At 65.2% G+C, this 22,749-nt stretch carries 19 protein-coding genes; 11 read left to right on the forward strand and 8 right to left on the reverse strand.

Features of this window, described 5'->3' with window-relative positions:
- Positions 1–95 precede the first annotated feature (95 nt).
- The 4 genes from pepN to QMK31_RS02590 all read left to right on the forward strand — a co-directional run bounded on the left by pepN (position 96) and on the right by QMK31_RS02590 (position 7,465).
- A complete protein-coding gene (pepN, locus tag QMK31_RS02575) occupies positions 96–2,642 on the forward strand; it encodes an aminopeptidase N (RefSeq protein ID WP_283499365.1) in 2,547 nt (848 codons plus the stop codon).
- Between the two features lie 223 nt (positions 2,643–2,865).
- Complete coding sequence (locus QMK31_RS02580) at positions 2,866–4,002, forward strand: mechanosensitive ion channel family protein (RefSeq protein WP_283499366.1); 1,137 nt, start codon at positions 2,866–2,868, stop codon at positions 4,000–4,002.
- A gap of 139 nt (positions 4,003–4,141) precedes the next feature.
- Positions 4,142–4,519: a globin gene (locus QMK31_RS02585; RefSeq protein ID WP_502852465.1), complete on the forward strand. Its 378-nt coding sequence runs from the start codon at positions 4,142–4,144 to the stop codon at positions 4,517–4,519.
- Positions 4,520–4,612: 93 nt separating this feature from the next.
- Positions 4,613–7,465, forward strand: coding sequence for a cation-translocating P-type ATPase (locus tag QMK31_RS02590; protein ID WP_283499367.1), 2,853 nt, complete (start codon positions 4,613–4,615; stop codon positions 7,463–7,465).
- Between the two features lie 20 nt (positions 7,466–7,485).
- Here the strand turns inward: QMK31_RS02590 and QMK31_RS02595 are convergent, their stop codons facing one another.
- Positions 7,486–7,980, reverse strand: coding sequence for a MarR family winged helix-turn-helix transcriptional regulator (locus QMK31_RS02595; protein ID WP_283499368.1), 495 nt, complete (start codon positions 7,978–7,980; stop codon positions 7,486–7,488).
- Positions 7,981–8,071: 91 nt separating this feature from the next.
- Between QMK31_RS02595 and QMK31_RS02600 the strand changes: the two genes are divergently transcribed.
- The 4 genes from QMK31_RS02600 (at position 8,072) to QMK31_RS02615 (ending at position 10,711) form a co-directional block, all read left to right on the forward strand.
- Positions 8,072–8,419: an NAD(P)-binding domain-containing protein gene (locus QMK31_RS02600; protein WP_283499369.1), complete on the forward strand. Its 348-nt coding sequence runs from the start codon at positions 8,072–8,074 to the stop codon at positions 8,417–8,419.
- Positions 8,420–8,432: 13 nt separating this feature from the next.
- On the forward strand, positions 8,433–9,488 hold the full coding sequence (locus QMK31_RS02605) for an LLM class flavin-dependent oxidoreductase (protein WP_283499370.1): 1,056 nt from the start codon (positions 8,433–8,435) through the stop codon (positions 9,486–9,488).
- A 102-nt stretch (positions 9,489–9,590) separates the two neighbouring features.
- Positions 9,591–10,286 carry a class I SAM-dependent methyltransferase gene (locus QMK31_RS02610; RefSeq protein WP_283499371.1) on the forward strand — a complete coding sequence of 232 codons (696 nt, stop codon included), beginning with the start codon at positions 9,591–9,593 and terminating at the stop codon, positions 10,284–10,286.
- Positions 10,287–10,309: 23 nt separating this feature from the next.
- Positions 10,310–10,711 (forward strand): type II toxin-antitoxin system VapC family toxin, encoded by a 402-nt coding sequence (locus tag QMK31_RS02615; RefSeq protein WP_283499372.1) that lies wholly within the window; start codon positions 10,310–10,312, stop codon positions 10,709–10,711.
- Between the two features lie 17 nt (positions 10,712–10,728).
- On the opposite strand, the gene QMK31_RS02620 is transcribed toward QMK31_RS02615, so the two are convergent.
- A complete protein-coding gene (locus tag QMK31_RS02620) occupies positions 10,729–11,421 on the reverse strand; it encodes a hypothetical protein (protein WP_283499373.1) in 693 nt (230 codons plus the stop codon).
- 268 nt (positions 11,422–11,689) lie between these two features.
- On the opposite strand from QMK31_RS02620, the gene QMK31_RS02625 reads away from it, so the two are divergent.
- Positions 11,690–12,502, forward strand: a complete 813-nt coding sequence (locus QMK31_RS02625; protein WP_283499374.1) for a hypothetical protein — start codon at positions 11,690–11,692, stop codon at positions 12,500–12,502.
- A 200-nt stretch (positions 12,503–12,702) separates the two neighbouring features.
- On the opposite strand, the gene QMK31_RS02630 is transcribed toward QMK31_RS02625, so the two are convergent.
- Genes QMK31_RS02630 through gabT form a run of 5 tightly spaced genes read right to left on the reverse strand, consistent with a single transcriptional unit; the run spans position 12,703 to position 19,417 of the window.
- Complete coding sequence (locus QMK31_RS02630) at positions 12,703–14,283, reverse strand: APC family permease (protein ID WP_283499375.1); 1,581 nt, start codon at positions 14,281–14,283, stop codon at positions 12,703–12,705.
- Positions 14,284–14,289: 6 nt separating this feature from the next.
- Positions 14,290–15,162 (reverse strand): universal stress protein, encoded by an 873-nt coding sequence (locus QMK31_RS02635; RefSeq protein ID WP_283499376.1) that lies wholly within the window; start codon positions 15,160–15,162, stop codon positions 14,290–14,292.
- Positions 15,159–16,526, reverse strand: coding sequence for a flavin monoamine oxidase family protein (locus QMK31_RS02640; RefSeq protein WP_283499377.1), 1,368 nt, complete (start codon positions 16,524–16,526; stop codon positions 15,159–15,161). The genes QMK31_RS02635 and QMK31_RS02640 overlap by 4 nt, the downstream gene beginning before the upstream one ends.
- Before the next feature lie 27 nt (positions 16,527–16,553).
- The gene (locus QMK31_RS02645) at positions 16,554–18,032 is read right to left on the reverse strand and encodes an NAD-dependent succinate-semialdehyde dehydrogenase (RefSeq protein WP_283499810.1); all 1,479 of its coding nucleotides are present in this window, start codon (positions 18,030–18,032) and stop codon (positions 16,554–16,556) included.
- 5 nt (positions 18,033–18,037) lie between these two features.
- Positions 18,038–19,417 carry a 4-aminobutyrate--2-oxoglutarate transaminase gene (gabT, locus tag QMK31_RS02650; protein WP_283499378.1) on the reverse strand — a complete coding sequence of 460 codons (1,380 nt, stop codon included), beginning with the start codon at positions 19,415–19,417 and terminating at the stop codon, positions 18,038–18,040.
- Positions 19,418–19,567: 150 nt separating this feature from the next.
- Between gabT and QMK31_RS02655 the strand changes: the two genes are divergently transcribed.
- A complete protein-coding gene (locus QMK31_RS02655; protein WP_283499379.1) occupies positions 19,568–21,121 on the forward strand; it encodes a PucR family transcriptional regulator in 1,554 nt (517 codons plus the stop codon).
- Positions 21,122–21,125: 4 nt separating this feature from the next.
- On the opposite strand, the gene QMK31_RS02660 is transcribed toward QMK31_RS02655, so the two are convergent.
- Positions 21,126–21,803, reverse strand: a complete 678-nt coding sequence (locus QMK31_RS02660; RefSeq protein WP_283499380.1) for a DUF8185 domain-containing protein — start codon at positions 21,801–21,803, stop codon at positions 21,126–21,128.
- Between the two features lie 68 nt (positions 21,804–21,871).
- Between QMK31_RS02660 and QMK31_RS02665 the strand changes: the two genes are divergently transcribed.
- Positions 21,872–22,747, forward strand: coding sequence for an acyl-CoA thioesterase (locus QMK31_RS02665; RefSeq protein WP_283499381.1), 876 nt, complete (start codon positions 21,872–21,874; stop codon positions 22,745–22,747).
- Positions 22,748–22,749: the final 2 nt, after the last annotated feature.

Here is a 22,749-nt window from a genome sequence, read left to right on the forward strand (position 1 = left end):
TAGGCTGGCGTGGTGCGCTGGCGCCACGAGTGCCAGAGCTTTGCAATCGCGAAATGAATTGCGAATCGAATCGTGCATCGAATTGGAGAACTAAGTTGCCTGGAGAAAACCTCACCCGCATCGAAGCGAACGAGCGCGCAGCGCTCGTTCGCGTAGCGAGCTACAACGTTGTGCTCGACCTCACCGCCGGCCCGACCACGTTTGGCAGCACGACCACGGTCAACTTCACCGCCACCCCCGGAGCGTCGACGTTCATTGACGCCATCACGGCCTCCGTTCACTCGGTGACCCTCAACGGTGCCGCGCTCGACGCGGCCGTCGTGAGTGACGGCATCCGCATTCAACTTGATGACCTGCAGGCCGACAACGAGCTGGTCGTCGTCGCGGATGCGCTCTACACCAACACCGGCGAGGGCCTGCACCGTTTCGTCGACCCGGTCGACAACGAGGTCTACCTGTACAGCCAGTTCGAGGTGCCCGACTCCCGACGCGTGTTCGCGGTGTTCGAGCAGCCCGACCTCAAGGCAAAGTTCTCCTTCACCGTCACGGCGCCGAGCGAGTGGCAGGTCGTCTCCAACTCCACAACGCCGGAACCGACGGATGCCGGCAACGGTGCCAGCACTTGGGCGTTTGCGCCGACCCACACCATCTCCAGCTACATCACCGCCCTGATCGCCGGGCCCTACGCGGTCACGCGCAGCGAACTGACCTCGAGCGACGGCCGCACCATTCCGCTCGGACTGTTCAGCCGCAAGAGCCTTAGCCGACACCTCGACGCCGACTACATTTTCGAGAAAACCCGTCAGGGCTTCGCCTACTACGAGGAGAAGTTCGGCTACGCCTACCCGTTCGACAAGTACGACCAGCTGTTCGTGCCGGAGTTCAACGCCGGCGCCATGGAAAACGCCGGCGCGGTCACCTTCACCGAAACCTACATCTTTCGTTCCAAGGTGACCGATGCCATCAAGGAACGCCGCGTCGTCACCATTTTGCACGAACTCGCCCACATGTGGTTCGGCGACCTCGTCACCATGACCTGGTGGAACGACCTGTGGCTGAACGAAAGCTTCGCCGAGTGGGCGTCGACCATTGCCACCGCAGAGGCCACCGAGTGGCACGAAGCCTGGACCACCTTCGCCGTCATGGAAAAGAGCTGGGCCTACAAGCAGGACCAGCTTCCCTCGACCCACCCGGTCGTCGCCACCATCCGCGACCTCGACGACGTGCTCGTCAACTTCGACGGCATCACCTACGCCAAGGGTGGTTCTGTACTCAAGCAGCTCGCCGCCTGGGTCGGTATTGACGCCTTCTTCACCGGCGTCGGATCGTACTTTCAGAAGCACCAGTGGGGTAACACCGAGCTGCGTGACCTGCTCGTGGAGCTGGAAGCCGCCAGCGGCCGTGACCTCGGCGACTGGGCCAAACTGTGGCTGGAAACGGCAGGGGTGAACACGCTGCGCCCCGATATCACCGTTGACGACGCCGGAATTATCACCGGCTTTGCGGTGCTGCAGAGCGCGGCAGCCGACTACCCCACAATTCGCCCGCACCGCCTCGCCATCGGTTTCTACACCTTCACCGACGAGCAGAAGCTCGTACGTACCCACCGGGTGGAGCTCGACGTTGACGGCGAGCGAACGGATGTTCCCTCCCTCGTTGGCCACACCCGCGCCGACCTGATCCTGCTCAACGACGACGATCTCAGCTACGCCAAGGTACGACTCGACGCAGATTCTGAGGCCTGCGCACTGCAGAACCTCGCCGCGATCGAGAGCCCGTTGGCGCGTGCCCTGGTCTGGGGTTCGGTGTGGGACGCCACCCGCGACGCCGAAACCACGGCCCGCGACTTCGTGCGTCTGGTGCTGAACAATGTCGCCACCGAAACCGAGTCGACCACGCTGCGCACCGTGCTCGGCCAGGTCGTGCTCACCGCGAGCTACTACGTGGCGAAGCCGCACCGCGAGGCCATCACAACCGAGGTCGCCGACGCACTCTGGACGCTCGCGCAGAGCGCGGCGGCCGGCAGCGATGCCCAGTTCCAATTCGTGAAGTTCTTCGCCTCCGTCGCAGCCACCCCCGGGCAGCTTGAGAACGTGGCGGCGCTGCGCTCGGGCAGCACCGTGCTCGATGGCCTGACCGTCGACACCGACCTGGCCTGGGAACTGCTCACCGCCCTCGTGGCCGGTGGGCGCGCCGACGCCGCTGAGATCGACGAGGCCCTCGCGGCCGACAACACGGCGACCGGCGCACAGTCGGCTGCCCTGGCCAGGGCCGCCCTGCCCACCGCAGAGGGCAAGCTCGCCGCTTGGTCGTCACTCATCGACGTCGACACGGCCGCGACGACCATCGTGCGCACGACGGCCACCGGGTTCCTGCGGGTGAACGACTCGGCGCTGCTCGAGCCGTTCGTCGCGACCTACTTCGAGATGCTGCAACGGGTGTGGGAAGCGCGCAGCTTCTCGATCGGCGAAAAGCTCGTGATCGGCCTCTACCCGACACCGCTGAACAACCAGGTCCTCGCCGACGCGACGAAAGCCTGGCTCGACGCGAACCCCGAACCGGCCGCCCTGCGCCGCCTGGTGGTCGAAAACCTGGCCGGAGTCGAGCGCGCGCTCCGGGTGCAGGCGCGCGACGCCGAATAGTTCGCGGGAAGCGCACATCCCGAGAACCCCGCAATCGGCCTCAGGTCGGTGGCGGGGTTCTCGCTGCGCCACTGTTCACACAGCAAACTCCACGCAAACAGAGAGGATGCCCCTGCCCGCGGTGCGAACACCGGCTTGCACCACCCACGGTTCGGGGCCAGCTGAACCCTGCCGGAGTCGCTTCACGGGTGCCGCCGACGCCCCTCGGTAGACTGGGTTTGATATGAACTGGGAAACTTTCTGGGCCGGGGTCGGTACCAACATAGCCAATATTCCATGGGCCGATTTCGGGGGCAAACTTTTTGCCGTCACGGCGATCATCGTCGTATCTTTTGCCCTGCGCTGGGCGCTGCAATTCGTCATTCGGCGCGTCGTGCAGCAAATCGTCTCCGGAGTCAAGAAAACCCAGAAGGTTGACGACACCCAGGCCCTGAACGTCTCGCCGATGGCCGCCGTACGCGTGGTGCAGCGTTCCCGCACGCTCGGCGCCGTGCTGGCGAACATCGTGAACGTGTTCATTCTGGTCACCGCGCTTCTGCTGATCGTCACCACCCTGAACAAAGACATTCTGGGATCGTTCGCGTTGATCAGCGCGGCGATCGGTGCAGGCCTTGGTTTCGGAGCTCAAAACATCGTAAAGGACATTCTCAACGGACTGTTCATGGTCGTCGAAGACCAGATCGGGGTGGGTGACGTCGTCGACGTGGGATTCGCATCCGGTGTCGTCGAAACGGTCGGTATTCGCATCACCCAGATCCGCGATATCGACGGCACACTCTGGTTCGTACGCAACGGTGAAATTCTGCGAGTCGGCAACATGTCTCAGGGTTGGGCCCGCGTCATCATCGACCTCGCCATCCCCTACAGCTCCGACGTGGAGGCGGTGCAAGATGAGCTCCTGCGCGTGGCCAGCGCCCTGTCTTCCAGTCGCAAGTGGCGTGCATTCATTCTCGAGAAGCCGGAGATCTGGGGCCTGGAGTCGATCACGGCTGAAGCCCTCGTCACCCGGCTCGTGGTCAAGACCCGGGTCTCCGCCCAATGGGACTTCGCCCGCGACCTGCGCCTCCACCTCAAGAAGGCCCTCGATGGCATGGGCGTGCCGCTCACTCCGCTCAACAGCGTGGTCATGACCACCGGCGACGGAACGCTCGACAACTCAACGGTGGGTCCGGCCGAGGGCGCCCTCGATGCCGCCGAGGAGGCTGCGGCGGCAGTGCCCGCCGTGGTCGCCGTGGCACGCACCGGTCCCGTCGCCGTGCGGAAGCCCCGCGGGCCGCGCAAGCCCAAGAACGAACCAGCCCCGATGAAGACGCCCGACCCCGACACTCGTAGTGAAGGCAATGACGGCAGTGATGACTGACCCTGTCCCGCAGGAGTAAACCACGGGACCCATCCACAGAAGAAAGCTGCACCACGTGACCTCTGAACGACACCCGACCGACCAGCCGTCCTCCCCGGCCGCCGTCCACCTGCGCGAGGGCGAAAACGGTCCCGCCGCGGTGCCGACGTTCTTTCAGGAAGTCGGTGGAACGACCTTCTTCGAGAAACTCGTGCACGACTTCTACGTTGGCGTGGCCACCGACCCGGTCTTGAAGCCGATGTACCCCGAAGAAGACCTCGGTCCGGCCGAACACCGCCTGGTGATGTTCCTGGAGCAGTTCTGGGGCGGTCCAGGTACCTACAGCGAACAGCGTGGTCATCCGCGCCTGCGCCAACGACACCAACCGTTCAAGGTCAACCCGGATGCGCGCGACCGGTGGCTCGCCCACATGAAAGTGGCCGTGGACGCGGCCAATCTGCCGCCGCTGCAGCGAGGCATCCTCTGGGATTATTTGGAGCGCGCCGCCTTCGCAATGGTGAACAGCTTCGAAGAATAGTCCTCGGCTGCACGGCCGGTGCCGGCTCTCGATAGGCTCGCCTAAGACAGGCGAGTCTCGCACAGTGCGCACCCGCTGACCCAGGGAGTTCGCATGCAGGAGAGAACCAGAGCGGTCGGCGACGGCCTCGTGCTCCCGCACGCCGACGCTGTCGCCGCAGCAGTCGACGCCGGTGACGCCTATCGGTCCTCCGAATCGGAGGTTCTGGCGCGGTTCGCAGCGCGACGCTCCGGCCTGACGAGTGCGGAGGTGCTCGTTCACCGGGCCAGCTACGGCGACAACGTGATCGTGCAGGTGCAGCAGGAGTCGATGCTGCTGCGGTATCTGCGCCAGTTCAAGGACTGGATGATCGTGCTACTCCTCGCCTGCGCGGCGATCACCGGCTATCTCGGTGACACGCTGACCTCGGGTGTGCTCGTGCTGCTGGTGCTGCTGAACACCTCCATCGGGTTCGTGCAGGAATATCGCGCGGGCAAGACCATGGAGGCCCTGCAGCACCTTGCACAGTCACTCACCCAGGTGCTGCGCGAAAATGTGTTTAGCCAAGTGGACTCAACTGAGCTCGTCGTTGGGGATGTCGTGCGCCTGGAGGAGGGCGCGGCGGTGCCGGCCGACATCCGCTTGATTGAGGCGACCGCGTTCTCGACCAACGAATTCGCCCTCACCGGCGAGAGCGATCCCACCCGCAAGTACACCCACGCCATCATGACCGAGGTCGGGGTTGCGGAGCGGCACAACACCGCGCACGCCGGAACCACCGTGGCGACGGGTGAGGCGATCGGTATCGTCGTGGCGACCGGAACCCACACCGAGCTCGGGCGAATCGCCCGACTCACCCAGTCGGCGCCGCGCACGGTGAGCCCGTTGCAGCGCGAGATGGGCTACCTCGCCCGCAACATCACCTACGTCGCGGTGGCCTTCGCCCTGGTGCTGCTGGTCGTCGCCGTTCAGGCGAACCTGCCGTTCCATGAGGCGCTCTTGTTCGCGGTGGGGTTTGCGAGCGCCGTGATTCCGCAGGGGCTGCCGGCCGAGGTGAACACGGCCCTCGCCCAGGCGGCCGGGGCGCTCGCGCAGCGGCAGGCCCTGGTCAAACGGCTCAGTGCCGTCGAAACCCTCGGCGCCACCGAGGTCATCTGCACCGACAAGACCGGAACCCTCACCAAGAACGAGATGACGGTCACCGAACTGGTCGTGGCCGGCCGCGACTACGTCGTGAACGGCATCGGCTATGCGCCAGAGGGAAGCATTGAGCGGGTGGGGAGCACCAACGCGACTGGATTCGCCGACCCGGGCGCAACATCCGCTGATCTGGCGCGTCTCACGGCGTTTCTGCGCACCGGTTTTCTCGCGAGCAATGCCCGGTTGCTCGCCCCCGACGACTCCCATGCCGGATGGCACATCCTCGGCGACCCCACCGAAGGCGCGCTCGTCACGGTCGCCGCCAAGGCCGGGGTCGACCTCGCCACGACTGAGCGCGAAGTGCGGGAGTTTCCGTTCGACTCCGCCCGCAAACTCATGACCTCCATTCGTGAGCGCCCGGACGGCACGCTCGTCGCGTACGTGAAGGGTGCTCCGGAGAGCGTCGTGCAACGCTGCTCGCACATCGACGACGGCGGCGCACTGCGGGCCATTACCGACGCCGATCGTGCGGCCTTTCTCGACCGGCACGCCGAAAAGTCCGACCGCTGCTTGCGCAACCTCGCCTTCGCCACCCGTACCGTCACCCCAGCGGATGCCGAGGCGGTCGACCCGCAGACCGTCGAACGCGATCTCGTGCTGCTCGGTCTGGTATCGATGGTCGACCCAATTCGCGAATCGGTACCGGACGCCATGCGCACCGCCCTGAACGCGCAAATCCGGGTGAACATCATTACGGGTGATTTCTCCCGCACTGCCGAGGCCATAGCCAAGCAGGCCGGCCTAAACAGCACGGACCAGCTGACCGTCGTCACGGCCGACGAACTGCGCAAGATGCCCGACGATGACGTACTCGCCCACGCTCTCAAGGGCTACACCGTGTTCAGCCGGGTCGACCCCGAAGACAAGACCCGCATCGTTGACCTGGTGAAGAAGTCCGGTCACGTCGTCGCCGTCACCGGCGACGGCATCAACGATGCACCGGCTCTGCGTCACGCCAGCATCGGTGTCGCGATGGGAGCGTCGGGCACGGATGTCGCCAAGGAAGCGGCCGAGATCGTGCTGCTCGACGACAGCTTCTCCACCCTCGTCGGGGCGATCGAGAAGGGCCGGGTGATCTACGCGAACATCGCAAAGGGTGTGCTCGCCTGTCTCACGTCGAATGTCGCCGAGCTGGTCGTCAACATCGTGAGCCTGCTCCTGGCCACGATCGCCGGCGTTCCCCTCGCCCTGAACGTGCTGCAGATTCTGGCCATCGACCTACTCGGCGAGTTGTTGCCCATCGCCGCGCTCGGCAAAGACCCGGAATCGGGCCGGATTATGAAGCGTGGGCCGCGCGATCCGAAATCGCACATCGTCAACCGGCGCAGCATCCGCGACGTGGTCTATTCCGGGTCCCTGATTGGCCTGCTGGCGATTGGCAACTACCTGCTGTTCTATGCCCGGGCCGGCGTCGACCCGTTCACTGACCCGCTCGATGGCCCGCTCACCGCCACGATCGTGGCCCAGGCCACCACCATGACCTACGTCACGATTCTGGTCTGCCAGCTGGTCAACATCATCCAGCGCCGCAGCGAACAGGGTGTGTTCAGCCGCTACCAGTTCGCCAACCCCACCTTCTGGCTCGCCTGCGCCTTCGGCCTGAGCGTGATGTTCGTGATCGTGTACGTGCCATTCGTCAACGTGCTGTTCTCGACCGGGCCACTCGGCTTCACCGACTGGGCCTTCGTGCTGCTCGCAGCTCTGATCTACCTCACCGTGCGCGAGACCGGCCGGATACTCGGCAGCAAGCGCCACCAGCTCGCCTAGCCGGCGCGGCCGGAATCCTGCTACTCGGTGAGCGACTCGGCTGCCTCGCACGGACTGGCTGTGGGGTCGGCCCGGTGCACGCTCGTAGCGAGCGCGCCGAGGAGCCCCGCGAGCCGGCGGGCGTCATCCGCTGCCATTGCCGAGAGGATGCTGGTTTCCACGTCGGCCACGCGCCGCTCGTAGCGGACGAGAACACTCACGCCCTCTGTTGTGGCTCGAATCTTTCGGGCCCTGCGATCACTCGGATCGGGAATGCGTTCCACGAGCCTGGCCTTCACCATTGTGTCGAGCAGGTAGGTGAGCACAGTGCGATCGATGGCCAGGTGAGCTCCGATGGCCTGCTGGGACGGCAGGTCGCGGTGGATGACGGTGGACAGCACCTGATAGCAGCGCACTCCCCCTGGCAGCCCCTCGACCGCGGTTTCCAGCTGACGCTGATAGCCACGCAGAACCATCGCGAGGTTCCACCCGAGGTCTCCCGGCACCGTGGCCGGCAGCATCGATTCGGTAGTCATGCAGGCCATCCTATCCCAGACACTGCTGTTGCATAGATAATCTTTCAAGCATATGATCTGTAGAACATCATAATTTGACGGGAGTCAGGCCATGAGAAGTCAGCACGCCATCACCATTGGCATTCTGGGAGCCGGGCGGGTAGGAACGGCCCTGGCTCGGCAGGCCGTGAAAGCCGGCTACCGGGTGCGCATCGCGACCAGCCAACCCGCAGCCGAGAATGCGACACGACGGGCACTCGCGCTCGCCGGCGACGACGCCGAGGCCAAGAGCTTCGTCGCGAACTTCATCGACCGCCTCGGCTACGACGTCGTCGATGCCGGATCGCTGGCCGCCGGCCGCTCTTTTCAGCCGGCCACCGAAATCTTCACCGGTAGCCACACCGCGAACCAACTGGTCTCGCTCATTCAGAAGGCTAGTCCGCTTGCGGACGCCGCCTAAATCACCCCCGCAAATGGAGAACACCTTGGAAATCGGCGCCTACAGCTTCGGCGACACCCAGCTCAACCCCGATGGCAGCTCGCGCTCCACCGCGGAGGCCATCAAAAACCTGTTCGACGCTATCGTGCTGGCCGATAAGGCCGGACTCGACTACTTCGGAATCGGTGAACATCACACCCTTTCGATGCCAGCTTCATCGCCCGGTGCGATCATTGCCGCCGCCGCGGCCGCGACGACGCGCATTAAACTGGGCAGCGCGGCGAGCATCATCGGAACGGATGACCCGGTGCGGGTCTTTCAGCAGTTCGCCACCGCCGATGCGATTTCTGGCGGTGGCCGCATCGAGATCACCGCCGGCCGCGGCTCCTCGGTCGAAACCTTTCCGCTGTTCGGCTACGAATTGAATGACTACGACGAGCTCTACGCCCAGAAGCTCGACCTGCTGCTCACGCTCAACAACAGCGCCACCGAGAACGTGACCTGGTCGGGGACCGAACGGCCGTCGATCCCCCAGCTCGACGTCGTGCCGCGCCCGGTGCAGGGTTCCCTGCCGATCTGGATCGCGACCGGCGGCAGCGCGCCGTCATCGGCCCGCGCCGGACGGCTCGGGCTGCCCCTCGCCTACGCCATCATCGGCGGACAACCGCACCGGTTCGCGCCCCTCGCCAACCTCTACCGGCAGTCAGCCAAACAGGCCGGCTACACCGGCGACAACATCAAGGTCTCCGTCGCGACCTTCGGTCTGGTGGCCCCGACCAAGAAGGAAGCCGTCGAGCGGATGTATCCGGGGTGGGTCAACCTCAACGTGGAGATGGGTCGGTTGCGGGGCTGGCCAGCCCCGCAACGCAGTTCCTATCTGGCGCAGGTCGACGCCCCCAGCGCCTACTTCGTGGGCGACCCCGACGACGTAGCGGAACGCATCGTCGCGCTGCACGGGCACCTCGGCCACATGCGTCACTTTCTGCAGGGCGACCACGGCGGACTCCCCCAGGAGCACCTGCTCGAGTCCATCACCCTGCTCGCCACCGAGGTCAAGCCCCGGGTAGAGCGCCTTCTGGCCGCGAAGTAACCCGCCCGTTAAGCACCTCTCGCTGGGGCTCCCCCGAATTTGCCTACCGGCGACCGGTCCGGGAAAATTGATCGACACACTTATCCGAACGAAGGTTGCCCAGTGAATCAGTCAGCACCCACCCCGGCCGAATACTGGGAGAACCGATACCGGGAGAACGGCAAGTCCTGGAGCGGTAACGTCAACGCCGCTCTCGAACGCGAGATTGCGGGAGTTGCCCCGGGAACAGCCCTCGACATCGGCAGCGGCGAAGGCGGCGACGCACTGTGGCTGGCACACAATGGCTGGAGCGTGACCGCAGTCGATATCTCACCGACGGCCTTGGCCATCGGTGCTGCGGCCCAGGGCCCCGAGGACGACGTGACCTGGGTGGCCGCAGACCTCGCCGACTGGACTCCGCCCGGCACCTATGACCTGGTCACGTCCACCTTTCTGCACTCTTTTGTCGAGCTTCCACGGGAGGCAATCCTGCGCCGGGCCGCCGCCGCGGTCGCGCCAGGGGGGCTTCTGCTCATCGTCGGCCATTCGGGCGCCCCGCACTGGCTGGCCGCGCACGAGGACGCCGACCTTCACGCCAACGAGCACCGAACGGACCAGGGCGAACACACGCACGATGACGCCGACCTGCCAACAGCTCAGGACGTACTCACGGCGCTGTTCCACGACAACGAGAGTCTCGATCGTGCCGAGTGGACCGTGCTCGCTCAGGGCCTGGTCGAACGCCCGATCGCCGCTCCCGATGGGTCAGAGTCAACCATCTTCGACAGCGTGTTGAAACTTCAACGCGCCTTGGTCTGACGCGCGAGGATATCCTCAACGTCATGACCCGCTATGTGATCGACGCTTCAACACTGCTGCATCTTGTTTCGACCGGTTTACGAATCGACGAGAGCCACCAGATAGTCGCGCCCAGCGTCATCCGCTCGCAGGCGCTTGCCCTGCTGTTGACTGCCGTGCGCGCCGGTGACCTCACCGATGCGCAGGCAGTTGAGCAACACGAGCGCCTCACCGAGCTGAAGATGCGGCTGCTCGGGGACCGGGTCTCACGTCGCACCGCCTGGCGGATCGCCCGCGATCACGGCTGGGATTCGACGTTCGAGGCCGAGTACCTCGCGGTTACGCTGCTGCAAGCAGACGCCCTCGTCACCGTCAACCCGGCCCTCGCCGCCAAAGCTGAAGGCATCGTGCCGCTGGCTGACCTCGCCGCCATAACTCACGCCTGATTGCGGCTGGCTACTCGTTATTGGCGAACGACCACCTCGGCAGCCCTGAACGACACCCGACTCGCCCGATCCGCCAGCATGATCGCGAGCGCTCCGAGCAGAACCGTGCCGCCGACGCGCAGAAGAGCGTCCACGCTCATCAGCCCCACGGTCACGAGCCCGAAGCCCTGCGTGCTGCCAACGGCTACGACCTGCATCAACAGCCACGAAACGGATGCTGCACCGACGACCCACGCCGGCACCCACGTGAACGGTGCCGGCACCACGCCGGTGCGACCGATTTGCACAACCGCCACGAGCGCCAGCGCGAATTTCACACAAGAGTCGACGTAGCCAAACGCCATCAGCCCAGCTGGCAGGGAGTCGTTGGAAAACTCGGAAGCGATGATGATATCCAGCACCGACCCGAGCAGCAGCCACGCGGCCAGCGCTGTCAGGGCGATGGTCCCGAGGGGACGACGGGCCGTTACGCTGCCCGATCCGCCGATACCGAAGGCGAACACGAGCAAAGCCGCGGAGAAGAGTGCTGGCCTGATGCTCCCGCCGAGCGGAATCAGGGACAGCGCGGGCTGCGCGACGCCGATAACCACCGTAGCGAGCAACAATGCTCCACCGATCAACCATGCGCGCGACGCATCAGACTCTGAGGGATGTGACTTCGTTGCCTCGACCATGGTCTCCAGCGTACTCAGGGAGTTCGCAGAGTCCATTTCCGTAGCCATACGCGCACAATTCAGCGCCTCGAGAAAGATCTGCCCAACCGCTCCGGCAGCTCAGCGTCGAGGTTGCCTCCGGTCGGTGCGGCGGTCGACTCATTTGTCGTTTTTCACCTCGGCGAAGCCTCCAACAGGGCCATCATTCGGCTATCGTCACCCCGGCAAACATTCTTTTGGGTTTTCTTTGGTGGATTTGTTGGGTTTAGTGCTTGTGGCATGATTTTTCCTCGGGAATGTCGGTGGTCGGGTGTTGAGTTGAATCATGAACGACCTGGCGTTGGAGCTCACCCGGACGGCGGTCGCTGTGGCCGCTTTGGGCGATTCCAGTGCTGAGTTCGCCGGTTTGAGCGATGCGGAGGTGCTCGCCGCGCGGGGTCCGATCGCCGCGTTGCTGCGGTTGACGAACACGGCGGCGGCGCGGCTGGCTGGCACGATCGCCGAGCGGTCGCGGCCGCAGCTGGGCCAGTCCGGGCTGTCGGCCCGGCACGGGTTTGGTAATCCCACGCTGATGGTGCAGCACGCCACCGGCCTCAGCCGCATCGAGGCCGGGCACCTCTGCGACACCGGCTACCTCGGAATCCTATTCAATCAGACCGGGCAACCCCTCAATATGGGACGCGAGCAACGCCTCTTCAACCGGGAACAACGAAGAGCCCTCGCCGTGCGTGACGGCGGATGCCGTTGGCCGGGCTGCGACCGACCACCCGCCTGGACCGAGACACACCACATCGAAAACTGGGCTGACCTGGGACTATCCAAAATCGACCAGGCCATACTGCTCTGCGCCCACCACCACCTGCTCCTCCACAACCAACACTGGAAGATCCTGCTCCGCGGCGGCCACCACTGGCTACAATCCCCCACCGACATCGACCCCAATCAAACCCTGATCGCCCTCCCCAGCAAGAACCCACTCATGTACGAGCAGGTTGGGCCCGACCCACACCAGCTCACCACCCCGATGGCCGGCACCGCACACAGCCGCACGTCACGAGATGGCGGTCTCGACAAGCTCGACCAACGACGTGGGGACGACCCGAGATCGGCCCAGCCGCACGACGACTACCAAAACTAGGCATTCATCAGGATGAGACAGCGGTAGCTGACACCGCAGAAACTGAGCATTCATGCGAGTTGGCATGGACTTCATGGAACGCGAGTAGCCCCCCGCTACACGATTCGTCCTCCCGCGGATTGACCGTGCGCGCGATGGCCGTGACGGGCGCAGCATCCGCTTTCGGTAAGCGGATGCTGAGCCTTACGCACGGCTCTCGGTTAGTCCTCGCGCTCGCGCTCCCGCTCGAGCTCGTGCTCGATCTCGCCGTAGCGCGGTGCGGCCAGGCTGAGCGTCTCGCCGCGGAAGAAGGCCGGTCGCACCCGTGACTGCACGAGCATGATGACGACGCCGATGAGCAGAATCGCCATACCGAGCACGAAGACCAGACCAAGTCCAAAGATCTCGGAGCCGCTGCCGTAGTTCGGGTCCATGCTGTCGATGAGGGTGGTGCAGAACAGCACCGTCAGAATGATGCCGCCGACCAGTGGAAACACGAAAGTGAAAAAGGCGTTCCGCACGGTGGCGAACCACTGCCGGCGAAAGTACCAGACGCAGGCGAACGCGGTCAGACCGTAGTAGAAGCAGATCATCATGCCGAGGGTCGTGATGGTATCCCAGAGCACGTCTTCGCTGACGAAACGCATGATCGTGTAGAAGCCGGCGGCAACAACTGCGGAGGCGATGGTCGCATACCCGGGGGTGAAGAATCGCGGGCTGACCTTGGCGTAGGCCGGCGGCAGCGCGCCGTAGTGGCCCATCGCGAGCAGGGTTCGGGCCGGTGACACGAAGGTGGACTGCAGCGACGCTGCGGAGCTGGAAAGCACGGCGATCGACATGAGTACGGCGAACGGGCCGAGCGCCGGTCCCGCCAGAGCGAAGAAGACGTTGCCCTGAATCTCGGGATTGCCCAGGCCCACACCGACGCCGCCGACACCCGCGAAGGAGATAGCGGCAATGGCGACGAACAGGTAGAGCACCATAACGATGATCACGGTGAGGGTCGCGGCGCGGCCCGGCGTCGAGCGGGAGCCCTTGGTTTCCTCCGACATGGTCAGGGTGACGTCCCAGCCCCAGAAGATGAAGATCGACAGGCTCAGTCCGGCCGCGAAAGCCGAGAATGAGCTAACGGCAAAGGGGTCAAACCACGACAGCGACACCGGAGTCGGGTCGAAGGCTGATCCGTTGGCGATGTGGATGAATGCCATGACACCAAAACCCACCAGCACGATCAGCTGAAATCCGACCAGCCAGTACTGCACCTTTTGCGTGGTCTGCATGTCGCGATAACTGATCCAGGTGGCAGCGAAGATGAACACCAGGCAGGTGCCAACGTTGATCCAGGGATTGCCGGCGAGCCCGGCGATTTCGGCGCTGTTTCCGAAGATCTGCGAGAGCATCAGGTAGAAGAAGTCAACGGCGATGCCAGCCAGGTTGCTGAGCACCACCACGGTCGCGGCGATGAGCCCCCAACCGGCCATCCAGCCGATCCACGGGCCGAAGGCTCGCGTCGCCCAGGTGAAGCTCGTACCGCTGTCCGGCATGGCCTTGTTGAGTTCCCGGTAGCCCAGGGCCACGAGCAACATGGGGATGAACCCGGCGACGAAGATAGCCGGCAACTGCAATCCCACTTCGGCGACCGTCGGGCCAAGAGCCCCGGTCAGGGTGTACGCCGGGGCGATGCAGGAGATACCGATGACGACGGCCCCGACCAGCCCGACCGAGCCGGCGCTCAGGCCCTTCTTGGAGATTCCTCCCGACGGCTTCTCAACGGCTGCACTGGCGTTGATTTCTAGTGTCATGCTCTCTTACTTCCCCACCGTCACGGTGAAATCTCGCGGAACCACGATGAGTGGCACCGGCAATTCGCGCAGCATCTTCGCCGCGATCGAACCCAGAAAAAGTCGATGAGGTTGCGCCAGCCGGCTGGACCCCACAATGCAAATTTCAGAACTGTCCCAGTGCAGGCCGCGCACGGCATGCTCGACGCTGCCTCCGGAGGCGACACTTGCGGTGACGTCGAGCCCATCCATCAGGTGTTCGGTGGCATAGTCGAGCACAGCCTGGGCATGGTCGGCGGCCAGTTGAATGGTTTGGGCATCGGCGCCGGGGCGGTCGATCGCAACGAGCGAGACCAACCGAAGCGGGGCATCCACCGTGCGTGCCAAGAGGATGCCGGCCGTCAGCAGTCCGTCGGCGCCCGGTTTGGTACCGACCGCGCAGGTGACCCGCCCGATCGGTTCGTCGGTGCCCATCACTCGGCTGCCCTCGGGAGCGAGTGCCACCGGCACCGGGGAGGAGTGCAACAGCCCACCGGCCACGCTTCCGACCGCGAAACGCCCGAGCAGGCCGTGGGTGGCCGCCCCGACCACGATCAGGTTCGCCTGAAGTCGGGCGGCCGCAGCGAGCAGCCCTTGGGTGAAGGAATCTGCGTGTTCGAGGTGGGTGTGCACGGTGATTCCGGCGGGCACGAGGGTGCGCGCTTCAGCCAGCCACTCCTCAGCCGTTTCGAGCAGGAGCCTGTCGTAGCCGGGATCGGTGGGCGTAAGGGTCGCCCGCTCTCCCCCGTTGAGCACGAGCACGATGTCGAGTTCGGCGCCGGGCGCGCGGGCAAGACGCACACCGAGGGCGAGGGCATCCGCTCCCGCCGGAGTCGCGGTGTAGCCGACCAGAAACCTCACGCGGTCGTCAAAACACGCGCGGCAATGATCGCCAGAGCGGTGTCGTGCCCCACCCGGATAGCGCCGTCAACGTGCTGGTAGCCCTTGCCAGCCATGTCGCTGCACGAGAACGAGATCGGACCGACGGGGCTGCGCAGTTCGGCGCCGTACCTGGCCAGTCCGCCCATGTCGAAGCTCGCGGCGTAGGCGCCGCGGGTCCATTCCTCGGAGCCCCAGTCACTTTCGTAATACACGACCGGGTGCAGGGCCTGCTCGCCGTAGTAGTGCGAGAGCGATTCAAGGATTCTCGTCTTGCGCTCGTCGGCGCTCAGAGCGAAGACACCATCCGCTTGCTCGTCGGAGACAAACCCCACGAGGGTGCCGCGGGGGTCTTCGAAATTGGTGTTGTCGTAGGCCTCGTGTACCAGCTCGTACGGGCTGAAGGCGGTGCCCGAGAGATCGTCGGCACGCCAAAACGGAGTCTCGTAGACGGCGTGCACCTTGATCACCAAGCCCATGGAGAGGTGCTGGTGCAGCTGCTGCTGGCGGCGCGGCAGGGGCGGATCGAAGCTGATCCGGCTGATCAGTGGCGGCGGAACGGCGACGATGGCGTGCCGGGCGGTGACCGTCATACCGTCGGCTACGGCCGTAACTTTGCCCTCGCTCCAGGCCAGGCTGCGCACCGGCTGCCCCAGAAAAACGTCGCTGCCGAGCCTCTCGGCCAGGAGCAGCGGCACCTGCTGCAGACCACCGACCACACGCTCGTCGAGGATGAAGTCTGCGTCGACGAGGTTACTGAACGAGCCGGCGCTGGCGGCCATGAGCAGGGCCTGCAACGCCGAGAAGGAGTGCGCCGGCTTGGTGAGCATGGCCCCGGCGATGAACATGCCGATGTTGTCGCGGGCTTCCTGGTCGTCGGTTTGGGTCTCCAACCACCGGTTGAACGACACCTCATCGAGTTCTTTGGCGAGTGGATGCTCCCACGGGCAGTCCGGGTTGATCTCGGCCACGAGGGCGTCGAGCTTCTCAATCAGGCCCACAATTTGCGCTTCGGTGCCGGCCGGAACCGGAAAAATCTCGCCATCGAATCGGCTGACAACGCCGGCACCATTGATGTACACGTTCTGACCGGTGCGGTAGCGCGGGTAGGTGGCCAGGCCCAGCTCGGCCAGCATGTCCTTGAGGGCCTGCTGGTCGGGTGACACCCACTGGCCGCCAATTTCGAGCATGGCACCCTCGATCCGATCGGTCCACAGGCGCCCGCCGACGCGGTCACGGGCTTCGAGCACGGCCACGCTGAGGCCGGCTTTCTGTAGCGCTGTGGCGGCGGTGAGACCGGATGCCCCGGCGCCGATAATAACGACGTCACGATCAATCGTGGTCATGGTTGCTCCTGTGTTCTGGGGGGGGGGTTAGGACGCGGGGATCAGGGTGTATTTGGTCGAGAGGTACTCGTGGATGCCTTCGAGGCCACCTTCACGACCCAGACCGGACTGCTTGACACCACCGAATGGTGCAGCGGCGTTGGAGACGAGACCGGTATTCAGGCCCATCATTCCGGTGTCGATACTGTCGATCATACGGTGTCCACGTACGATATCGGTGGTGAAAACATAACCTATCAGACCATATTCGGTGTCATTTGCCATTTTGATGGCCTCTTCGTCTGTTTCAAAGGTTCTGATACCGACGATCGGTCCGAAAATCTCTTCCCGCACCATCCGACTGTCGGCGCTCACGTTGGCCAGTACCGTCGGCGCATAGAACGAACCAGGCCCTTCGCTGCGCGTGCCGCCGGTGAGCAGGGTTGCACCGTGCGTGAGGGCGTCCTGCACCAGGGACTCCATGTTGTCGACGGCTGCGTCGGTCACGAGCGGTCCGAAGTTCACCGTGGGGTCAATGCCGGGGCCCTGCACGAGCTCGCTCACCCGCGCGGTCAGCCGACGGCCGAATTCCTCGGCAACAGAAGCGTGCACGATGAATCGGTTGGCCGCCGTGCAGGCCTGGCCGGTGTTGCGAAACTTCGCGAGCATGGCGCCGGTGACAGCTTTCTCGAGATCGGCGTCAGCGAACACGACGAAGGGAGCATTGCCGCCGAGCTCCATCGAGGTGCGCAGCACGTTCTGGGCCGCCTGCGCGATGAGCGCACGCCCGACCACGGTCGACCCGGTGAAGCTGAGCTTGCGCAACCGCGGGTCGGCGATGATCGGGGCGGACACGGCCTGCGACTGGGTCGTCGTGATGACGTTGACGACACCGGTCGGCACGCCAGCATCCGTCAGCAACTGCACGAACAGCAGGGTGGTCAGCGGGGTCAGCTCGGCGGGTTTGACGACGACGGTGCAGCCTGCAGCGAGCGCCGGCGCGATCTTGCGGGTAGCCATCGCGAGCGGAAAATTCCACGGTGTGATCAGGTAGCACGGGCCCACCGGCCGCTGGGTGACGACCATCGTGCCGGTGCCCTCCGGGGTGGCACCGTAGCGGCCGCTGATGCGCACGGCTTCCTCGCTAAACCAGCGCAGAAACTCGCCGCCGTAGCTGACCTCGGAGTTGGCCTCGGCGATCGGCTTTCCCATTTCGAGGGTCATGAGCGTGGCAAAGTCGTCGCGTCGCTCCTGCAGCAGGTCAAAGGCCCGCCGCAGAATTTCGGCGCGTACCCGTGCCGGGGTGGCCGACCATGAGCTCGCTGCCCGAGCAGCCGCATCGAGCGCCCGGGCGCCATCGGCGACGGAGGCGTTCTGAATGCGCTTGAGAACCTGCCCGGTCGCCGGGTCGGTCACCACGATCAGCTCCCCGGTTCCGTTCACCCACCGGCCGTCGATGTACAACTGGTCGGGTACCCTGGCCAGCAGTTCGACCTCCGTCGACCGCAGAACGGCACCGTCGATCACGGCGCTCACGCGGCGGCCGAATCGGCAGCGAGTGCGTCGGCAAGAACCTGCAGGCCCTCGAGCAGCAGGGCGTCGGGAATGCTCAGCGGCGGTAGAAAGCGGATGACGTTGCCGTAGGTTCCGCAGCCGAGCAGGATCACGCCCTGCGCGTGAGAGGCGGCGATGACCCGACCGGTCAGCGCAGCATCCGGCTCCCCCGTTGCGGGGTCGACGAGTTCGATGGCCATCATGGCGCCGCGACCGCGTACCTCAATGATGCGCGGATCGGCCTCGGCGAGCGCAGCGAGGCGATCACCCATGATCTGTCCGATGGTGGCCGCGCGAGCCACCAGGTTGTCCGTCTCGTAGGTGTCGATGGTGGCGAGCGCTGCGGCACAGGCGAGCGGGTTGCCGCCGTAGGTGCCACCGAGGCCTCCGGCCTGCGGCGAGTCCATGATGTCGGCGCGGCCGGTGACGGCCGACAGCGGCAGGCCGCCGGCGATGCCCTTGGCGGTGCAGATCATGTCCGGCACGATGCCCTCGTACTCACAGGCGAACATGTGTCCGGTGCGGGCGAATCCGGTCTGGATCTCGTCGGCGATGAAGACGACCTCGTTGGCGCGGCACCAGGCCAGCAGAGTGGGCAGAAAGCCCTGAGCCGGAACGATGAAGCCACCTTCGCCCTGGATGGGTTCGATGATGATCGCGGCGAGGTTGCTCGCGCCGATCTGCTTTTCGATCTGCGAAATGGCCCGGTTCGCCGCTACGACACCGTTCAGGCCACCGTCGCGCAGCGGGTAGGACATCGGCGCACGGTAGACCTCGGGAGCGAACGGCCCGAAGCCGCTCTTGTACGGCTGATTCTTGGCGGTCAGGCCCATGGTGAGGTTGGTACGACCGTGGTAGGCGTGATCGAAAGCCACAATGGCCTGCTTGCCGGTGAAGTGCCGGGCAATCTTGACGGCGTTCTCGACCGCTTCGGCACCGGAATTGAACAGCACGCTGCGCTTCTCGTGGTCACCTGGCGTGAGCCGATTCAGGGCTTCGGCCACTTCGATGTAGGAGTCGTAGGGCGCCACGGTGAAGCAGGTGTGGGTGAACTGGGCCAGCTGGGCGGCGACGGCCTCGACAACGCGCGGGGCGCTGTTGCCGACCCCGGTCACGGCAATGCCCGACCCGAGGTCAATGAGCGAATTGCCGTCGATGTCAACGAGAACGCCTCCGCCGGCGGCCACGACGTAGACGGGCAGCGCCACGCCGATGCCGGCCGAGACCGCCTGAGCCTTACGTTCGCTCAGCGCTCGCGACTTTGGCCCGGGGATGCTCGTGACCAGCTTGCGTTCCTGAGCCAGCGAGGGACCACCGAGCGGCGTGCTGGTGGGGCGAGCGGGAGCTACGAGTGTCATGAGGGTTCCGATCGATGCGAAGGGCGATATCGCGGCACGACGCCGCTGTGCCAGAGCAGCACGGGGCAATGCTAGGCAGAAAGAGCTCGCCCAGCTCTATCCCACCTGTATAGTTACGGCATGCCAACTCGCCGTTCTGTATAAACACCAATGCTTCCCACCCTGCGCCTGCTCCTCGCTGATCCACATCTCGGGCTCAGCCTGATCGGAGACCCCGAACCCGCTGTGATTGGGGCGATGCTCGAGAGAACGGTTGAGTGGGTGCACAGCTCGGATCTGATCGACCCGACCCCGTTCCTCTCCACCGATCAGGTGCTGCTCACGACCGGCACCCAATTCGGCACCGATACGGCAGCGGATGCCGAATTCCTCCCCTACGTGCAGCGCCTGGCTACCCGAGGCATCACCGCCCTCGGTTTTGGCACCGAGGTGATTCGGAACGGCACACCCGACGCACTGCTCGCGGCCTGTCAGACGTTGGGGCTGCCGCTGTTCGAGGTTCCCTACCGCACCCCGTTCATTGCCGTGGCCCGGGCGGCCGGCGACCTCGTGGCCGAGGATCGATTCGCCCGCGCCACCTGGGCGCTCAAAGCACAACGCGCCATCGCGCTCGCGGCGCTCCGCCCCGACGGGTTGAGCGCGACCCTCGCCGAACTGTCCACCCAGCTCGGCCATTGGGTGGCCCTGTTCGATGCCAGCGGCACCCTCGACCGGGTGTTTCCCCGCGAGACCTTCACCGCGGCCCGGGATGCTCTCGCCACCGTGCAGCACGAGGCCCGGCGTTTATTGGCCCGCGGCCAGCGTTCCAGCAGCACCGTCAACGCCGGCGGCGAGACCCTCACCCTGCAGACCCTCGGTGGCCACGACCACCTGCGCGGCGTTCTCGCCCTCGGCGGTCCTCGCGCCCTCGACCAGGCCAGCACCGAGGTCGTCACGAGCGTGATCGCACTCGCCGGCCTCGCTCTGGAGCAGAACAACGCCCTCGACCGCGCCCAGGGGCTGCTGCGCACCGGCCTGATGCACACCCTGCTCGGCGGAGACCAGAAACTGGTCGAACACATCTCCATGCAAATGTGGGGTGCGCTCCCGGTCGGGCCGGTGCAGGTCGCCGTCGTCGACGCGCCGACGCCGCGCCGCGATGCCATTACCGACTACCTCGAACTACGCGTCGAAGACTCCCCCGGACAGTTGTTCTTTGCCCGCCAGGACGACACCATCGTGCTGTGTCTGGACAGCGCAGCCCACGACATCCTGGTGAATCTGTGCACGCTGTTCGACCTGCACGCAGGTCTGTCGGAGCCGAGCAGCTATCGCCAGCTGCCTCGAGCCCTCGATCAAGCCCAGCAGGGGCTCGCCAGGGCCAAAGAGGGCGCGCCGGGCGTGACCGAGTTCGGCGTCGTCGCCCGGCAGGGCGTGTTGGCCCTCCTGGCGAGAACGGATGCCCGCGAGGTCGGCCTGGCTACGCTCGCGCCGGTGCTCGCACACGATCGCGTTCACGGCACCGAGCTGCTCGGTACCGTGCGCGCCTGGCTGCTGTGCAACGGGCACTTCGGGGAAGCCGCGGCACAGCTCGGCGTGCACCGCCACACGGTGCGCGCCCGCATTGCGCAGGCGGAGCAACTGCTCGCCCGCGACCTCGGCTCGTTTCCGGCCCGCGCGGATGTCTGGGCGGCCCTGCTCGCGACCGACAACGCCGTTCTCTAGCCGATCAGGCCTTGAGGGTCCATGGCTTGCGCCGCACCAGCACGTGGCCGCGGCTCGTGCTGAGGCGGGTCCACAACCCCGACTCGAAGAGTTGCACCGGTTCGTCGTCGGCGAGAAACCCCAGGCTGAACGCCGCAAAACCGGCTCCGGTCGGCACGAATTCGAGCCCGTCGACCTGACGACCCCACACCTCCGAGCGCACGCGCTCAACGATCAACTCGCCAGCGCCCTCCGGGACAGTGGCGGCAACCTCGTCGATTCCCGCTCGAGCGGCCGCTTCGAGGCGGGCTGCCGGAGTCTGGCCGTGCGGTTCCCAGCCGCCCTTCGGCGGGGAGATGCCGGCCCAGGTCACGGTGTTCACCTCGAGAGGAACGGTCACCGTTACGGGCAGGGTCAGGTCAAGCGCGGTGGATTCGAGGCGTTTGAGGCGTTCCAGCAGGGACCGCACCGGCACGACCTTGTCGATTTCCACCGGCTCCTTCAGCGCGAAGGTGCGCAGGCCGAGAACCGTCGGGCTCGCATCGAGCAGACCCCGCGGATAGAAGATGGCGGTGTACACCGCCAGAACGCCCTCCGCGGCCATGAGGCGCACGGAACCGTCGAGAACACGCCCGGAGCGTGAGAGAAACACGATCAGGTCGCTGAGGGATTGGGAATCGGTAAGAGTGAATGAGTGGCTCATCATCTCCTAAACTACCAAGATACGAAACATCCGCATGCCGCGGTCGCGAACTTGCCCGAGGAGACAGCATGCACAAGCCGATGGAAGGTCTCCTGGCCGTCCTCGATCTGACTGACACCGGTGCGCGCACCAGCGAAGACATTTTTACCGGTCCGTCCCAGTGGATGCCACTTGGCCGAGTGTTCGGCGGGCAGGTGCTGGCCCAGTCGCTCGTAGCCGCGATGCGCACCGTGCCCGACGAACGCCACGTGCACTCGATGCACGGCTATTTTCTGCGCCCCGGCGACGTCAACCAGCCGATCACATTTTCGGTCGAACGCATTCATGACGGCCGCTCGTTCTCCACCCGCCGCACGCAGTGCTACCAGGACGGCGTGCCGATCCTGTCGATGATCGCCTCGTTCCAGGACGCCGACGACGGCCTGGAACACCACATCGAGATGCCCACGGATATCCCCGACCCGGAGAGCCTGCCGACGGCATCCGATTCACTCGCCCACATCGACCATACGGTGGCCCGCTACTGGGCAAGCGAGCGCCCTTTTGATATGCGGCATGTTCCCTCGCCGATCTATCTCAAGGTCAACGGTGAGCACACCTCCCGTCAGGCCGTGTGGATGAAGACGTTCTCCCCGCTGCCCGACGACCCCGACCTGCACCGCGCAGCTCTGGCCTACGCCAGCGATTATTCGATCATGGAGCCGATCATGCGTCGGCACGGCGTCGCCTGGGCCTCGCCGGGATTAAAAGTCGCGAGCCTGGATCACGCCATGTGGTGGCACCGCTTCGGTCGGGTCGACGAGTGGCTGCTCTACGTGCAGGATTCCCCGAGCGCGCAGGGGGGCCGCGGCCTCGCCACCGGCAGCATCTTCAGCCGCGAGGGCGTGCTCCTGGCCACCGTCGCGCAAGAGGGCATGCTGCGCGTGCCTATCGTTCTCGAGTAGCG

Source organism: Cryobacterium sp. PH31-O1, from assembly GCF_030063455.1.
Classification (GTDB): Bacteria; Actinomycetota; Actinomycetes; order Actinomycetales; family Microbacteriaceae; genus Cryobacterium.

Excerpts from the sequence above, each read along its gene's own strand:
- QMK31_RS02580 (WP_283499366.1), top strand. The coding sequence starts at position 2,866 with ATGAACTGGGAAACTTTCTGGGCCGGGGTCGGTACCAACATAGCCAAT.
- QMK31_RS02590 (WP_283499367.1), top strand. The coding sequence starts at position 4,613 with ATGCAGGAGAGAACCAGAGCGGTCGGCGACGGCCTCGTGCTCCCGCAC.
- QMK31_RS02595 (WP_283499368.1), bottom strand. The coding sequence starts at position 7,980 with ATGACTACCGAATCGATGCTGCCGGCCACGGTGCCGGGAGACCTCGGG.
- QMK31_RS02600 (WP_283499369.1), top strand. The coding sequence starts at position 8,072 with ATGAGAAGTCAGCACGCCATCACCATTGGCATTCTGGGAGCCGGGCGG.
- QMK31_RS02605 (WP_283499370.1), top strand. The coding sequence starts at position 8,433 with ATGGAGAACACCTTGGAAATCGGCGCCTACAGCTTCGGCGACACCCAG.
- QMK31_RS02615 (WP_283499372.1), top strand. The coding sequence starts at position 10,310 with ATGACCCGCTATGTGATCGACGCTTCAACACTGCTGCATCTTGTTTCG.
- QMK31_RS02620 (WP_283499373.1), bottom strand. The coding sequence starts at position 11,421 with ATGGACTCTGCGAACTCCCTGAGTACGCTGGAGACCATGGTCGAGGCA.
- QMK31_RS02625 (WP_283499374.1), top strand. The coding sequence starts at position 11,690 with ATGAACGACCTGGCGTTGGAGCTCACCCGGACGGCGGTCGCTGTGGCC.
- QMK31_RS02630 (WP_283499375.1), bottom strand. The coding sequence starts at position 14,283 with ATGACACTAGAAATCAACGCCAGTGCAGCCGTTGAGAAGCCGTCGGGA.
- QMK31_RS02640 (WP_283499377.1), bottom strand. The coding sequence starts at position 16,526 with ATGACCACGATTGATCGTGACGTCGTTATTATCGGCGCCGGGGCATCC.
- gabT (WP_283499378.1), bottom strand. The coding sequence starts at position 19,417 with ATGACACTCGTAGCTCCCGCTCGCCCCACCAGCACGCCGCTCGGTGGT.
- QMK31_RS02655 (WP_283499379.1), top strand. The coding sequence starts at position 19,568 with ATGCTTCCCACCCTGCGCCTGCTCCTCGCTGATCCACATCTCGGGCTC.
- QMK31_RS02660 (WP_283499380.1), bottom strand. The coding sequence starts at position 21,803 with ATGAGCCACTCATTCACTCTTACCGATTCCCAATCCCTCAGCGACCTG.
- QMK31_RS02665 (WP_283499381.1), top strand. The coding sequence starts at position 21,872 with ATGCACAAGCCGATGGAAGGTCTCCTGGCCGTCCTCGATCTGACTGAC.